Source organism: Oenococcus sicerae (assembly GCF_004102045.2).
GTDB lineage: Bacteria > Bacillota > Bacilli > Lactobacillales > Lactobacillaceae > Oenococcus > Oenococcus sicerae.
Window position 1 is genome coordinate 674805 of sequence record NZ_CP029684.2, and the last position, 15632, is coordinate 690436.

A 15632-nucleotide genomic window follows, 5' to 3' on the forward strand; every position below is an offset into this window, starting at 1 on the left:
TTTCGCCTCCTCGTTAAAAAATATTTTAATTTTTCAAATATTGAAGAGTCCTTTAGATCTTCAACACCATTAATTGTAATTGGAAGCGCTTTCATTTATGACAAAAATACGCTATTCTGGTACAAGAACCATATTTAGTAACAATTATAAATCTATCTCAGTTTCGAACTATTTTTAACGTTCGACCACTATAATTCTCTTTAGATATGTCAGAAATAAAAAATCTAACTTCATCGGAGACATCAGCCTACAATTACATCATTGCAAATTTAGCTGACATCCCCAAGTTGACCGTCAGAGAGTTATCTGTTAAAAGCAATGTCTCACCAACAACTCTTTTACGTTGCATCAAAAAAATTGGTTATATCAGCTATCAAGAATTTAAATATACTGTTTCACGCACCTATGATTCCGTGAATGAAGGAGATCAAAAATTTGGCTTACTATTGGAAATTAAAAAATTTTTTGACGAAAAAATAATTGAGACTTATCAAGATCAGTTTAGAATCACAAAGAAAATAATTTTAGCCAGTGAATTTATGATTTTTTGTGGTATTGGCACTTCAGGCGTCTTGGCTGAATACGGTGCTAGACAATTTTCTAATGTTGGTTTTAACGCACATTTTAGTAATGATCCTTTTTTTCCTTTTAGGCTCGGCAAAATGTCTAATACGGTTGTCGGCTTGATCTTCTCGGTGAGCGGAGAAACCAAAGAAACACTTGATCAAACCAAGGCACTCAAGGAGCAAGGAACCAGAATTATCAGCATGACAAATGATAGTTCAAATAGTTTAGCGAAATTATCAGATGTTAACTTCGCTTATAATATGAAGCCGGAAATTGTCGGCCGTGATTTGAATATTACAACCCAGGTACCGGTTATCTTTTTAATAGAATGGCTCGTAAGAGAATTAAGCAATTCTGAAAAAATTCGTGAAGATAATCCCCAATTTTAGGCACTTTATCACTAAATAATTTTCGCCACATATTTATTTCGAATGTTCAGGTTATTATCGAAGCTATTTTTCATTATTAATATTTTTTAAAAAGCTTTCCACAGTTCGCCGATAATCATGTAATTTATTTTCAATTAATAGGGCTTTGTCGTCATGCGTAAAACCAATACCTGTATTAATTAGACGCTCATAAAGTTTGGCAAATGGCAGCTGTTTAGCATAAGCTAAATCAATTTCTTTTTGCCGATCATACGCAACATGGCGAAACTCCAAATCTGAGATGCCGTCCTGGTCAATCGTGAGTAACAAATAATTTGCGCGGTGATTCTGCAACAACTTTGTCGAAACAGCCCAAGGCTCACCAACTGATCCTGGATTCAAAATCAGCTGTCCCTCATTTGAATATCTCATTAACTGTTGGTGCACGTGCGCATAAATGATGATATCGGCTTTGGTATGGTCACTAAAAGAATCAAAATTTTCTTGTGGATTCGTCGGCAATAAAGCATGACCATGATCAGAAGTCGGGCTGTTATGATACAAGGCAAAACTGAGACCATCGATAGCAAATTCTTGTTTAAAAGGCAGCTTTTTTATTTGTGACCGAACCACTTGTGAAAAATGTTCCTCATCAAATTTGACCTGCATCACAGCTGCAATGTCTTCAGGATCATCCAAATCAACTAAATCTGTCTGTTTCACTTGATCATAAGTGTCTTCCCAATTACCGCGTAAATAATGCGTCGTATTGATCGCATTCAACAACTCATAACAGCGTTGCGAGCCGGGACCAGTCAAAGCGATATCGCCCAAGGACCAAAATTCATCGACTTGGTGCTTTTTTGCATCTTCAATGACGCTTGCTAAAGCAGTTGCATTGCCGTGACTGTCTGAAACAACTGCAATTTTCATCTAGATATTCCCACCTTTTTCACTTCTACCATAATGCCACAATTCTTTAATCCTGATTTAACAGTTGGTTTTACCATATTTAATCTATATTTTATTTTAAAGAAATATGATGTTGCCATCAGTGATTGACTGGTGATAGGAGATAGAAATGAAATTAATCAATACAAGCAAATTGTTAACTAGGTTTCATAAAGAAAACGATTCAATGGTTGGTCTATCTAAATCAAAAGTTGTCTATAAAAGATATCTTAAAAAAATCGAATTATTGGTCGAAGTTGTTAAAGACAAAATTTACTTGATCCCGATCAATGCTTTCTATGTATATAAACCGGTCCGAATCGAAGTCAGGAACAGCCCTAAAAACAACCGCTTCTAAGAAATTAAATATCAGCCGTTAATGTCAGCTTTGCTGACTTTTTTTATGTCAAAGACCCAGCCACATCAGTTTCTAGTTTGACAAATCCCAGCTTTTCGTACAAATGGTAAGCGGCTTTAGCATGGTCGCTTTGAACTAAGTATAAATAATCAACCTGTTGATGATGCAACCCATAGCAAACAGCTGTAATAAGTTGAGTAGCTGCATGGTGCCTGAGAAAATGAGTATCCGTGGCAATAAAATCCAAATGTGCATTTTTCCGATCAAGATCAATATCAACAATTGCATAACTTTGAATGATGTCGTGGTCATAAAGCAGCCATAGGGAATGGCTGTAAGAAAGGTTGGTTAATAAATTGGTCATCGTTCTCTTTGCATGATGGAAAGCCATTTCATGCAACTGATGAACTCTCTTATAAATACTACTACTGACAGTTTCTTGCCAATGTTCGATTCTTACCGTCGGTAGTTCAGGCATACTGCCTGCATGAGCTAATGATTTCCGCCAAATATTTTCGTAGGTTAACTTGTTCTTTCTCATTATTAGCTGTTCAGTCAGCCATGTATCTTGCTCTTTGAAAAAGAACATTGTTTCCACATGCTGTTTTTTATTGACCAGATATTTTTGCAAAAGGTGCTCTCGCAAGGGCTCATTGTATGGAAGTGTCATCGGTCCCCATATCTCATCGATCAAATTTGGGCCACTTTGGTACTGATCCACAATCATGGCGGCCAGCAAGCCGCCTCTTTCATTCGTCTCAAACAGTGATTGGTATAAGCTTAAATTTTGCAAGTCTTGAGTGATCTCAGCCAAAGTATCAGCTACGTGCAGACTTGATTGTATTTTCAACTGGTTAGCTTTTTCAATGAATACCGCAAGTTCCGGAATCTTAATCTCACTCATTCGCATTCCTTTTTAACTATGCTAACACGATCCAGCAACCCATAGCAGGCTCCGTCGCCTATTTTGCAGCTAATAAAGACATTCTTGACATCTGAGCTTATTTAACAATTTTTTCCTAATTGCGACCATTTAAACGTAATAATAAGTGTGCAAAAAATATATTGAAAAGGAAAAAAGTAACGAAAACCGTAAAAGACAAAATTGTGTCATATATAGGTTTGGCCAGTGCGGGTTATACTGTCGCTAAAGCAATAGACGCTATGGACAAAATAAAAAATAATGGTTACTTGGAATTATGGTGATGAGTATGAATATAAGACTAAAAAAAGCTTTGATCAACGGTATCACCGCAGCAATTGTCATACCAAGTGTGACAGTGCTTTGGGATCTAATTTTTCGCGCACCTTTGGCGGCTATTTCCAATTATTTACAGATAGCTGCTATTTGTCTTGTGGCCTTTTCCGCTCTTTCCTTTTGGCGGGACAAGTAGTAATAGCCCGCTATCGCATTTTCAGATCAATTAACGATCAATATTTGTCATCGCTAACGGGTCGACCCAGTTATCAAATTCCTCTTGGGTTACATATCCGCTACCGACTGCCGCTTCTTGTAAAGAAGTCTTTTCATGCAAGGCTTTTTGAGCAATTTTGGCAGATTTTTCATAACCAATATGTGGACTCAAAGCGGTGACGGTCATCAAAGAATCATCGACTGATGCCGACATACGATCACGGTTAACTGTAATGCCGCCAATCAAATGCCGATCAACAGAATCGATCACTTGTGTTAACAAATTGGCACTTTCTAGAAAACTGCTAATGATCAAAGGTTTGTAGACATTCATTTCGAAATTTCCTTGACTAGCAGCAAAGCTGATCGTGGTGTCATTGCCAAAAACACGTGCGCAAACCATTGTCAGTGCCTCGATTTGCGTCGGATTCACTTTTCCGGGCATGATCGAAGAACCCGGTTCATTAGCTGGAATGTTAATTTCACCATAGCCGGCTCGCGGACCACTAGCTAGAAAACGAATATCGTTGCCAATTTTAATCAAATCCGCGGCCAGTGTTTTTAAAATACCATGAACAAAGTTAAGACCACTATGAGCAGCTAAAGCCTGAAACTTGTTAGCTGCCAGCTGATAATCAACTGATTTTTGAACTGATAATTGTTCGACCATGGCAGTATCAAAACCCGTAACAGTATTCAAGCCGGTCCCGACAGCCGTTGCCCCGATCGGCAATTCAAGCAGGGTTCTTTTGCCATCTTCTAAATAACTCAAATCATGATGAACTTGGCTGACCCAGCCGCTGATCTCTTGGCCAAAAGTGATCGGCGTGGCATCTTGTAAATGTGTGCGGCCAATTTTAACTACTTGCCTAAATTCCGCAGCTTTAGCAGTTAACGATTTTTCAAATTGGCTTAAAACAGTTAATAATTTTTTAACTGCATCATAAGCGGCCATCGCCATTGCTGTTGGAAAAACGTCATTTGAACTTTGAGAATGATTAACATCATCATTAACCAGTAGGGTTATGTGCGGATTAATTGAGGCTGCCAAGTGGACGATCACTTCATTAACATTCATATTTGTTTGTGTGCCGCTGCCCGTTTGATAAACGACCAAGGGAAAAGCATCCGCATAATCGCCAGCTAGTAATTGATCAACTGTTTTAACAATCAAATCGGCCTTTTCATTCGTGATCTCGTGATTTTTTTTGTTCACGATCGCAGCAGCTTTTTTGACTTCTAACAAAGCACGGATCATTTCAAAAGGCATTGGACCGCCAATTTTAAAATTGTTGCGGCTTCTTTGCGTCTGTGGACCCCACAAAACATTTTTCGGTATTTTGACCTCGCCCAAACTGTCTTTTTCGATTCGATAATCTTTATTATTTGTCATTTAGAGGCCCCTTGTATTTCACGGAAAATTCGTTATTGAAATGACTCACCAGGATCATTATTTCATAAGAAAATTGGTTATAGTTAAAACATGTCAATGAAATTAACTTTAATTACTGAAACCAATTATGAGTCGTTTGTTTCTCGTGCCATCAAATGAGTACGCTCAAGACAAAATTGATGCTGGTAGTTGGGATGCTAAATCAGCCAATCAAAAAGCCCAAGCAGAATTTAAGCAGTTGCTGCCAGAGGGGCTCAAGAGCAAGGGCAACTATATTTACAGCATTTTAGATGACGATACAAAAGTCGGTATTATCTGGATCGCAAAACTTGCTTCGAATCCCGGCATGGCTTTTATCTATGATTTTAGAGTCTTTGACGCTTTCCAAAATAAAGGCTTGGGCACCGAGGCATTGACCCTAGCAGCTAAACAAGCCAAAGCACTTGGCTTTAAAACATTAGGACTACACGTTTTCGGCAGCAACGCACGTGCGATTCATGTTTACGAAAAGAGTGCTTTCCAAATTGCTGACATCAACATGCAAAAAACACTGTAAAACGATCAACTCTCGTCAGTATCAAACATAATCGTGACCGGACCGTCATTAACCAGCTCAACTTGCATATGAGCACCGAATTCACCAGTCTGAACAGATAAATTTTCATGAGCGAGTTTCTTATTCAATAGATCATAAATTCTTTCGGCATGCTGCGGCTGGCCGGCTTTTGTAAAACTGGGGCGATTACCCTTTTTTGTGTCAGCATATAAAGTAAATTGCGAAATGGATAGAATAGCACCACCGACGTCTTTGATGGAAAGATTCATTTTATCGTTTTCATCAGCAAAAACACGTAAAAAGACAATTTTATGAACTAAATAGTCAACTGTCTTCTCATCATCTGTATCTTCAATTCCAACAAGCAGTAAAAAACCGGCTTTAATTTGGCCCAGCTTCTTTTCAGCAACAAAAACAGCTGCCGAACTAACTTTTTGCAACACAATTCGCATTTTTAAAATGACCTCCAAAATAATTAAAAGGCTGATCTTCAGTTTAATTAATGCTGCTATTATACAATGACAGTAACATGTTCACTAAAATGAAAAACTTTAAAAATTCCTATCGTAATCTGGCTTCTTGGCTTTTAAACCAAGGACTACGTTTACCTCAATCAGAACGTGATCCTGAAGAAATTCAAATCATCGAGAATTTGTCCAACAGCAGCCAGGAAAATACAAAACTGAGCCATATGGCGAAGATTTTTCAAAATATCATGCAGAGACGTTTGTACCGGCCTTTTCTGATATTGATCATTGGATTATTCATATTACCGATTTTTATACCAGCTTTAAAACTGATCGCAGACTTGATTTTATGGATCGTAATTCTATTTATTGCCTTAGTTTTTTTCTCGTTATATCTTTCTTTAGCAGATGTTTGGGCTGCGACTCATCCAGATAAAATTTATGATCGCCAAACACGTTTTCAATTAAAAAATGACAGCTATGAAAACTCTTTGGCTGTCGTCACCACGGGGAAATGGTACGAGAAAATTATCTATTCAAATTTTCTGCGTGGTTTTATCCAATTGATCAATTCGGGCTGGTTTCAGTGGACAGCTTTGATTATTATTTTCTTGCCAAACAATTTCCAAGATACTTTTTTAACCGCAATTACAAATATTTTCTTTGTTGTTATTATCGTTAATATCTTTTCAAATTCGAAGATCATTCAATATCGACGCAATCATAACTTACCATCTTATTCGTATTTGCCTTTAAGCGAATACTTTGCCTGGACTAGCATACTATCCGATCTGTTGTTTGTATTGTGGCTAGCAGCTCAGATCGCTGACATTTTACATGAATTAATTTAATCATGTTTAACAAAATAAATAAAAAAATTTTTTTCCGTGCTTTCTCAATTCTTGCGATTTTGCTGCTGGTTTCTAGTAGTCTGATCGCTGTAATTAATTTATACCGACCACCAATCAAAGAGGTGATCATGCAGACACAAGTAGCGAAAAATAATCGAGTGGTCATCAATACTTCCCAAACAGCATTCAAAAAACAAGTTACACAAGCAGCTAATACTTGGAACAAAGATTTAAAAAGACAACTTTTCATGATTAATAATCATGAAAAACCAACCATCGTCATCTATGATCTAGCCAATAAGCAAATAAAACAGCTGTTGAAAGATCGTGATTATGGTGAACATATTTTAGCTGCAACCGGTAAAGGTGTCGTTTATGTGAATGCGAGTTTTATGGATCAAACAGATAATAGAGATCTTCTTGTGCCTGTGATCGAACATGAATTGGGCCATGTGATAGGTCTAAAGCATATCAACGGTGATGCATTGATGAACGCTTCGATTCAGCCAACTTCATACATTACAAAGTATGACCTAAAAGTAGCTCGATACATTCTACTGCACAATCATTGACCTAAGAAACGTGTTAACCATTCCGCCCCATAAACCAGTGCCAAACTATAGACGGCGATCGAAGCCGGTTTTCCCAACAGAATGATCCAGGTGAATTTTTTGTAGGTCATTTCTGTCAAACTTGAAATAAGGACAAGCACATCGTCAGGCGCAAAAGGAAAAAAATCATCAAAGCAAAGAAAGTATCCCATCTTTTCTGATTTTCTAATTTCGACAGATATTTATTATGCATTTCTTGGCTAACAAAGTGCACCACAAAGGCTCGACCATAGTGTCGGCCAAGGAAGAATAGTATTAACGACCCCAACACAATGCCAAGATAATTATAAATAAAACCCCACAAGGGTCCGAACATCAAAACACCTGCTGCAGTGGAAACGCCACCCGGAATAATCGGAATAACCACCTGAATAATCTGAATAAAAATAAAAATAGCTGGTGCAAAAATACCTTTACCTTTCATAAAGGATTGCAATTTTTTTGGATCCTGAAAATAGCCAAGCTGATAAAATTTGATCGATAAAAAAATCATCGCAATCAAAATCACGATCGTAGCTGTAGTAATCAATTTTTTGCTAGTCTGTGTACGCATTCAATTAATAAGTCGTATTTTTCTTGGAAAATCGTAAAAACTATTCCATTATCGTAGCATTTATAGACTGATGTTCGCTAAAAACTAATAACTTCATTTTTGCTTGCTATTTTAGCCGTCAAGCCTTCTCCTCTTAAGGCTGCCGCTTCTATTTCCGGCTTAAAAGAATGCCAAGGAATTGTCAATTTGGCGTGCACCCGTTTGGCAGCTTTTAATAGATCTGCTTGCGTCGCGTGACCCGAAGCGCCTGCGTAAATAAATTCAGCCGCAAATTGTGTTAATTTAGCTTGCTGAAGCTGATATCTGGGATCATAATCACCTAAAGGCTCACCATTCATCTGTAAGAAAATCGGTTTATAAAAATCTTTTAAATAATCCAAGTGATCGTAGCTGTTTTGCAAAACATAATTTTCCGGGTAAGCGATTATTTGCGATAGATCAATATCTTTGCCAAGTACCAGCGGTCGGGTCTTTGGGAAAAATTGTTTTAGTAATCCGGCATAAAAAGATTCCCAAACAATTGGTCGACCAAAGTCGTTAGCAGCCATTTCCAGTGCATATAGACGTTCAACGTTTCTTGGATAAGGATTGATAGCTAACAGATGATTCGATGGTAGTTTATCAATAAAATGTTGAAGCAGATCTGCTTCAACATTTGTAGATGCCGCTTGCGCATGATCGCCTTTATCATCATCGAAAGAAAAACTGGTTCCCTCAATTAAAAATAAATCCGGCTGTGTTTGCGCCACAGCTTGTGTCCAATGGTCAAGTCTTTGGGGATAGGGACCGTTATAACGCAAGTCACCAGAATGAACAAAATGGTGTCCTTGATCATCAACTACTTCAATAGCACTAGCACCAATAACATCATGGTCAGACTGAAAGAAAGTAACAGTAAAGGGACCGATTTTGACCATTTGCCCATAGTCAACCGCTTGCAGATCGGCAATAGGCAGCTCATCGCCGGCTTGAATCAAATCATCATACAATTTTTTAGATTGTGCAGACATATAGATCGGCAGCTGGGGCTTCAAAAATTTTAAAGCACCAATATGATCAATATGCAGATGTGAAATAAAAATTGCTTGCTGGTCATAAGTCTGCCTAGCATTCTCAGTAAACAATTCAGGTGTATCCGGCAAAATACCCTTTTCAATCAAACTCGTGATCGAATCACCAGCCTTAGAATCTTCAGGCACACCAAAATCCATGAAGATTCTTGTTTTATTATTTGCAAAACTCACAATGTTACCACCGATCGTATTCAAACCATTCAAAAATTTTGCTTTAGTCGTCATGGTTCTATTCTAAAGCAAAATAAAAACTGCCTAGTCTAGACAGCTTTTAAGTACAATGCGAGTTACTTGTTTTCAGAAATAATCGTCTTCATTTTCTTAGCGGATGCTGGGAAAACCTTATCTGGCGATTCTTTTTTCGATGTCACGAGGTCAACAGCATTTAACATTTCCGTCCGATAATCGTTGTAACCGGAGAAAGCCGTTGCCTGAAAACCATAAGGCAGGGAATCGGCCGCAGCCTTATAAAGCGGATTTTTCTTTAGATAATTTTTATAAGAAGCAGAATTACGCGCTGTCTTTGTTAATGGCAGATAACCGGTTGCTTCGGCCCATTGTTCAGTTGTCTTGTCTTTTAACAAGTACTTCATAAATGACCAAACACCAGCCTGATGTTTTTTATTATTGTTTAACATCACGAGATCATTGCCGGCAAGTTCTGTGGACCGTTTGCCCTGATAGCTTGGGAAAACAGCAGTAGCAAGCTTGAATTTCTTAACTGTCGTGCTGGAAATCGAAACACCTGCAGAACTAGAAAAATATAGCGCCGTCTTACCTTCAGCAAAACGATTGGTTCCATAAATATCTGCACCAGCGGTCCAAGCCTCGCCATTTTGCAACATGCCGTAAATACCATCAGCGGCTTTCAAAACCTTAGAACTGGCAAATTTAACTTTCAAATTCTTGGAAACAAATTTCGTACCAGCTGCATTTGAGAGACTTTCCAGTTCCATGTCAAATGATTGGTCAAAACCAACGCCAGCATCCCCCTTAGCTTTAGCAGCTTTAGAGATCTTTTCAACATCGCTCCAAGTCTTGGGTGTTGAAAAACCTAATTGCTTGAGCAAGTCTTGGTTGACTAGCATCACACGAACTGATTTTGAAAAAGGAATTGAATAATACTTGCCCTGCCACTTAGAGGAAGATACAAATCCCGGGTAAATATTTTTTAATTGTGTTTTGGAAATTTTATTACTACCTTTTAGCATATAGCTATCCAGCGGTGCGACAATTCCCTCTTTTTCATAATCAGGAACTTGCGTATAAGTAGCTTGTGCCATGTCAGGCAAAGTCTTTGACTTAGCAGCAGCCATAATTTTTTGAGTCAGGGTCGCATAATTTCCCTGAGATTGACGAACAACTGTGTATTTTGATTGAGAATTATTATACTGTTTAACAATTTTGTCCAAAGATTTTGCATAAGGGCCAGTCATGCCATCCCAGAGCACCACTTTAGTCCGTGCTGCACTTGCTGCAATTGGCGAAACCGCGCTAAACAGCGTTGTACTTCCCAATAAGGCTAAAGTTGCCATACCAAACATTTTAACTTTCTTCATTAAATTATCCTTTCAATCCCGAACGAGAAATCCCTGCAATTATGTATTTTTGCAAGAATAAATAAAGTATGGCCATTGGTAAAATGACAAAAGTTGTCGCGGCCATCAACTGAGGGTACTGAATTCCCGACTCAGTCATAAAGGCTTGCAAACCAACTGGCAAGGTTCTGAGACTATCACTGTTTGTCACGATCAAAGGCCACATAAAACTATTCCATGATCCAATTACCTGAAGCATTGTAATGGCAACAATCGAAGATTTGCTCATCGGTACTAAAATTCGCCAGAGAAAACGCCAATCCGAAGCACCGTCTATTTTTGCAGAATAATAAACGGAATTCGGTACCGACATAAAGCTTTGACGTAAAGCAAATACCGAAAAGAAACTCGCAATCCAGGGAATGATCAAAGCACCGTATGTGTTGATCAGACTCATTTTAGATAAGGTCACATAATTTGGAATGATCAGCATTTCACCGGGAACCATCATGGTCGCCAGCAAAATAACGAAAAGCAGATTCTTTCCTTTAAAATTGAGTTTTGCAAAACTAAAAGCCGCTAGAATACTTGTCAATAACTGTAAGGCTGTTGTTGCGACCGTTACGAACAACGAATTGAACATATAGGTCGCAAAAGGCGCTGCCTGCCACGCACTAATAAAGTTTTCAAAATGCCAAATTTTCGGAATCCAGATCGGCGGTACTTGAATCGCTTCGGACTGTGTTTTTAAAGCAGTGGAGAGCATCCAAATAAAAGGAATCAACATGATGATAGCACCAAATGAAATCAGCAGGTAAATACAGATCGTCATCAATTTGATAGGTTTTCGAGTCTGAGATGTTTGTAACTTTGCCCTTTCTTTCATGCTTTAGCCTTCTTTTTGGTCCTTTTGACCTTCGTTGGCCGACTATAATCAAAATGTCGCGAGACTAGCAGCTGAATAATCGTGACAACCAGAATCATGGCAAACAAGATAACAGCTGCAGCTGCAGCGCGACCATATTGGTTCATGACATAAAATTGCTGATAAATATAAAAAACCATTGTCATAGCTGATTGGGCTGGTCCTGGCTGACCGCCAAAAACCGCAAAGACCTCATCAAAAACTTTAAAGTCGCCGATCACAGCATTGATCAACACAAAAACCAATGTTGGCGATAATTGCGGCAAGGTCACGTGCCAGAAAATTTGCCAAGCATTGGCACCATCGACTTTAGCGGCATTGGCATAGCGTTTATCAATGTTTCCTAAACCGGCTAAAATCAAAATAATATTAAAGCCTAGACCTTTCCAAATAGAAATAATGATCAGCGTCAGCATGGCGTATTTAGGATCATTGAGCCAATCGATCGGACTGACACCGATGACACTTAAAAAGTAATTGGCCAGCCCTAGTCTTGCATTAAAAATCCAAGTCCAAACCATGGAAATAGCAATCGTGGAAGTCACAAAGGGAAGAAAATAAACGGTTCGAAAAAAATCAGCAAATTTTTTGATGTGAAACAACATCACAGCTAAAATCAACGAGATGACGATCGTCAAAGGCACTGTGCCGACAACGTAAACCAGTGTATTGGCCACAGCTAAATGAAAATTAGTATCGGAAAACAAATAACTAAAATTATCAAAACCACGTGCTAAAACAGTATCAGTTAAAAATTGGTAATCCGTGTATAGCGACATAGCAAAAGATTTGATAATCGGGTAGATACTGAAAACGACGATCACGATCAGCATCGGCATGACATATAGCCAGCCCTTGATCGAACCTCTCCAGGTTTGCTTGGCATTCATCATGATTTAATGCTCGATGTTAAATCTTGAAGATCAGGTTTCAGCGCTAAAACATGTCTATCCGAATCGTCAAATCCGTGAATCGCAGATGCAGGCACATACACTTTAAGAGGCTGACCAACTTCCACCTCGCTGATCCCATCGACATTTTCACCATCAAATTCAGCACCAAAAAAATCAAACCTTGAGAGCTGCTCGGGGCCATATTTACTATATGATTTTAAAGTCACCGGCAGTTCAACGCTGGAACTGTTTTTGATCGTTGAAATTGCATCCGGTCTAATACCGATCGTTTTAACTTGTTTGGCAAAATAATTCTGCAAATAAGCAAGTGCTTCAGCCTTATCAAAAGTATTGATCTGCGGATCGCCAATAAATTTAGCCGTAAAAAGATTGGCTGGCTTATCATACAAATCATTTGGCGCGGCATATTGTTGAATCACACCATCAGATAACAACATGATTTTATCTGAAATATGCATGGCCTCATTTTGGTCGTGTGTCACAAAAATAGTCGTCACCCCTGTAGCTTGCTGAATTCGAGCTATTTCAACGCGCATCTCCGTGCGTAATTTAGCATCTAGATTAGAAAGCGGTTCGTCCAATAATAATACAGCTGGTTTTCTAGCAAGCGCCCGTGCGATCGCAACACGCTGCTGCTGGCCACCTGATAATTCACCTGGTCGCTTATCTAATTGATCTTCGATATGGACCAATTTGGCTAGTCGTTCAATTTCTTGTTTACGTTCATTTTTGGCAATTTTTGCAATTTTTAAAGGAAAAGCAATATTGTCGCGCACGGTCATATTCGGATAAAGCGCATAGTTCTGAAACACCATGCCGATATTTCGCTCAGCAACGCTCAGTTTAGTAACAGCCCTATCAGCAAAATAAATTTCACCCGAAGTCGGTGTCAACAAACCGGCTATCATATTCAAAATAGTTGATTTACCAGACCCAGATGGTCCCAGTAACGATACAAGTGTATGATCCTCAATCTCAAAATCAATTCCATCGATAATGTTTTTGCCCGTCTGATAAGCAAGCGTCAAATTCTTCGCGACTAATTTCAAGTCCAATTCCGCCTTTTCCCAAAAGAAGATAACTTACAGATAATAAATTTAGCAAAGATACAGGACATAAGCAAACACAAAAACTCACATACTAAAAAACGCCTGAAAAAGCGTTTTAAAAAATTATTATGATTGGCGAGGGTCTAGATTGCCGTAAAACTGAATACTACGATCAAACATTAATTTCACGGTATTATTAGCGCCCTGACGGTTTTTGGCCACGATCAATTCAACCGGTCCACGATCCGGAATAGCCGATTCATCAAAATCATCATCATCTTCCGAGTGACCATCTTGATCGTAATAATCATCACGATATAAAAACATAACAATATCTGCGTCCTGCTCGATCGCACCAGAATCACGCAAATCAGAGAGCATTGGCCGTTTGGTTGTTCTACCCTCGACACCACGAGATAATTGTGACAAGGCTATAATCGGCACGTTCAACTCGCCTGCAAGTTTCTTTAAGGATCGAGAAATAGCTGCAACTGCTTGCTGACGAGATTCATTCACATCCGATTCGATCAATTGAAGATAATCAATAATCACCAAACCGATTCCGCCTTCTGGATCTTCGCGCTGCAGCTGCGATTGCAAGTTACGTAATTTAGCCCTAATTTCATTGATTCGAATACCTGGTGTCGTATCTAAATGAATGTTTAAACGGCTTAAGCGTTCATTAGCCAACATGATCCTCGTCCAATCAGCGTTAGGATCTACTTGACCATTGGATGACTGTGTTAAATCTTTACCTGTTAGCAGCTTGTCCATCGGCACTCTGGCATTAGCTGCTAAAATACGCGTCGATAATGATTGATCATCCATTTCCATATTGAAGATCACAACTGTCTTTTTGCCAATTTCTTTGGACTTTGCAGCATTGATCGCTAAATTCAAAGCAAAAGCCGTCTTACCAACAGCCGGACGTGCGGCTAAAATAACCAAGTTATTTGCCTGCCAACCCTTGGTCAATTTATCAAGATAGGGGTAATCACTAGGAATCGCACCTTCACGTAAAGTTGAATTACTTTTAGCGGCAGCATTTAAGCTATCAATAGTTTGATTTAAAGATTTTTTAAGTTCGATAAAATCAGTATTTTCGGCTTGGTCTTCGATTGAATCTAACTTTAATCGAATATCGGCAATTAGATCTTGTGAAAGAGAACCCGGATCATGAGCCAAACCATTGCCGCGGTTAAAGAGATCGATCAGCCTGCGTTGAGTTGCCTTTTCATGAACAACTTTGGCATAGCTTTCAACATTGGCAATTGTGCCATCAGATGACAAAACTTCCGAGATGTAGCCTTCTCCACCAACAGCGTCAAGATTCTTATCAGTTTTCATTTGATCGGAAACAGTGACAGGTTCAACTATTTTATCGTCATTAAGTAATTCGTTGACGGCTTGAAAAAACTTTTTATTTTTAAGATCATAAAAATCATCTTCAGAAATAATGCCCAGCATTCGGTCTAAAACGTCTTGCTGTTCGCTTAGTCCGCTAGTATAAAAAAAAGCCGAGAGCAAAGCCTTCTCAGTCTGAACTTCTTCAGGAATTCGATTGTTAGTAATTGAATCTGCCATGCTAATTTATTTGGGAAATATTCACTTTAATTGTTGCCGAAACCTGAGTATGAAGCTTAGCTGGAATTTCATGTAAACCGACCGTTTTAATCGGTTGAGGAAGTTCTAATTTACGTTTATCAACCATCAAGCCGAATTGCTTATCCAGCTGCTCGGCAATTTCCTTGGCTGTAACAGAACCATTTAAACGGCCATCCGGTCCCACATGTTCTGAGAATTGAATAATTGTTTTTGCAGAAGCTAATTGAATTTTCAATTGTTTGGCATCAGCTAAAATTTCAGCCGTTTTTTTAGCTTCGAGATTTTGCTGACCATGAAGTTTGGAAACATTTTCAGCTGAAGCATAAACAGCTTTTTTATTCTTGATCAAAAAATTATTAGCATAGCCATCAGGAACCTCTTTGATTTCCCCTCGTTTGCCTTGGTTTTTTACATCTTGCGTAAAAATAACTTTCATAAC

17 protein-coding genes and 1 pseudogene are annotated in these 15632 nt (G+C 38.6%); 6 read left to right on the forward strand and 12 right to left on the reverse strand.

From position 1 onward, the window contains the following. Positions 1–206 precede the first annotated feature (206 nt). A complete protein-coding gene (locus tag DLJ48_RS03365; RefSeq protein WP_128685906.1) occupies positions 207–956 on the forward strand; it encodes a MurR/RpiR family transcriptional regulator in 750 nt (249 codons plus the stop codon). 63 nt (positions 957–1019) lie between these two features. Here DLJ48_RS03365 and DLJ48_RS03370 read toward each other — a convergent pair whose 3' ends face one another. Beyond that, positions 1020–1868, reverse strand: a complete 849-nt coding sequence (locus DLJ48_RS03370; RefSeq protein ID WP_128685908.1) for a metallophosphoesterase family protein — start codon at positions 1866–1868, stop codon at positions 1020–1022. Between the two features lie 148 nt (positions 1869–2016). Here DLJ48_RS03370 and DLJ48_RS03375 point away from each other — a divergent pair, with 148 nt between their 5' ends. After that, on the forward strand, positions 2017–2244 hold the full coding sequence (locus DLJ48_RS03375; RefSeq protein WP_128685910.1) for a hypothetical protein: 228 nt from the start codon (positions 2017–2019) through the stop codon (positions 2242–2244). Positions 2245–2287: 43 nt separating this feature from the next. Here DLJ48_RS03375 and DLJ48_RS03380 read toward each other — a convergent pair whose 3' ends face one another. After that, a complete protein-coding gene (locus DLJ48_RS03380; protein ID WP_161566104.1) occupies positions 2288–3148 on the reverse strand; it encodes a GNAT family N-acetyltransferase in 861 nt (286 codons plus the stop codon). A 307-nt stretch (positions 3149–3455) separates the two neighbouring features. On the opposite strand from DLJ48_RS03380, the gene DLJ48_RS03385 reads away from it, so the two are divergent. Further along, complete coding sequence (locus DLJ48_RS03385; protein WP_128685914.1) at positions 3456–3638, forward strand: hypothetical protein; 183 nt, start codon at positions 3456–3458, stop codon at positions 3636–3638. A 30-nt stretch (positions 3639–3668) separates the two neighbouring features. Here the strand turns inward: DLJ48_RS03385 and DLJ48_RS03390 are convergent, their stop codons facing one another. Then, a complete protein-coding gene (locus DLJ48_RS03390) occupies positions 3669–5051 on the reverse strand; it encodes a class II fumarate hydratase (protein ID WP_128685916.1) in 1383 nt (460 codons plus the stop codon). 127 nt (positions 5052–5178) lie between these two features. On the opposite strand from DLJ48_RS03390, the gene DLJ48_RS03395 reads away from it, so the two are divergent. Then, entirely contained in the window at positions 5179–5607 is a 429-nt protein-coding gene (locus tag DLJ48_RS03395) for a GNAT family N-acetyltransferase (RefSeq protein WP_128685918.1), read from the forward strand. Between the two features lie 5 nt (positions 5608–5612). On the opposite strand, the gene dtd is transcribed toward DLJ48_RS03395, so the two are convergent. Continuing rightward, the gene (gene dtd, locus DLJ48_RS03400; protein ID WP_128685920.1) at positions 5613–6059 is read right to left on the reverse strand and encodes a D-aminoacyl-tRNA deacylase; all 447 of its coding nucleotides are present in this window, start codon (positions 6057–6059) and stop codon (positions 5613–5615) included. A gap of 77 nt (positions 6060–6136) precedes the next feature. Here dtd and DLJ48_RS03405 point away from each other — a divergent pair, with 77 nt between their 5' ends. Together DLJ48_RS03405 and DLJ48_RS03410 are read left to right on the forward strand one after the other, a co-directional pair. Next, on the forward strand, positions 6137–6925 hold the full coding sequence (locus tag DLJ48_RS03405; RefSeq protein ID WP_128685922.1) for a hypothetical protein: 789 nt from the start codon (positions 6137–6139) through the stop codon (positions 6923–6925). Between the two features lie 2 nt (positions 6926–6927). Further along, positions 6928–7497 carry a peptidase gene (locus DLJ48_RS03410; protein WP_128685924.1) on the forward strand — a complete coding sequence of 190 codons (570 nt, stop codon included), beginning with the start codon at positions 6928–6930 and terminating at the stop codon, positions 7495–7497. Here DLJ48_RS03410 and DLJ48_RS03415 read toward each other — a convergent pair. From DLJ48_RS03415 to rplI, 8 genes and pseudogenes are all read right to left on the reverse strand, one after another. Further along, positions 7491–8089: pseudogene (locus DLJ48_RS03415) on the reverse strand (TVP38/TMEM64 family protein). The gene DLJ48_RS03410 and the pseudogene DLJ48_RS03415 overlap by 7 nt on opposite strands. Before the next feature lie 77 nt (positions 8090–8166). Beyond that, positions 8167–9387: an MBL fold metallo-hydrolase gene (locus tag DLJ48_RS03420; protein ID WP_128685925.1), complete on the reverse strand. Its 1221-nt coding sequence runs from the start codon at positions 9385–9387 to the stop codon at positions 8167–8169. Positions 9388–9449: 62 nt separating this feature from the next. Next, on the reverse strand, positions 9450–10721 hold the full coding sequence (locus DLJ48_RS03425; protein WP_128685927.1) for an ABC transporter substrate-binding protein: 1272 nt from the start codon (positions 10719–10721) through the stop codon (positions 9450–9452). Positions 10722–10725: 4 nt separating this feature from the next. Next, entirely contained in the window at positions 10726–11532 is an 807-nt protein-coding gene (locus tag DLJ48_RS03430; RefSeq protein ID WP_419776168.1) for a carbohydrate ABC transporter permease, read from the reverse strand. Positions 11533–11582: 50 nt separating this feature from the next. Continuing rightward, positions 11583–12518 (reverse strand): carbohydrate ABC transporter permease, encoded by a 936-nt coding sequence (locus tag DLJ48_RS03435; RefSeq protein ID WP_128685931.1) that lies wholly within the window; start codon positions 12516–12518, stop codon positions 11583–11585. Then, entirely contained in the window at positions 12515–13588 is a 1074-nt protein-coding gene (locus DLJ48_RS03440) for an ABC transporter ATP-binding protein (RefSeq protein ID WP_128685933.1), read from the reverse strand. Before DLJ48_RS03440 ends, DLJ48_RS03435 begins: the two co-directional genes overlap by 4 nt. Before the next feature lie 126 nt (positions 13589–13714). Beyond that, positions 13715–15172 (reverse strand): replicative DNA helicase, encoded by a 1458-nt coding sequence (gene dnaB / locus DLJ48_RS03445; protein ID WP_128685935.1) that lies wholly within the window; start codon positions 15170–15172, stop codon positions 13715–13717. A gap of 1 nt (position 15173) precedes the next feature. Next, positions 15174–15629 (reverse strand): 50S ribosomal protein L9, encoded by a 456-nt coding sequence (gene rplI / locus DLJ48_RS03450; protein ID WP_128685937.1) that lies wholly within the window; start codon positions 15627–15629, stop codon positions 15174–15176. Positions 15630–15632: the final 3 nt, after the last annotated feature.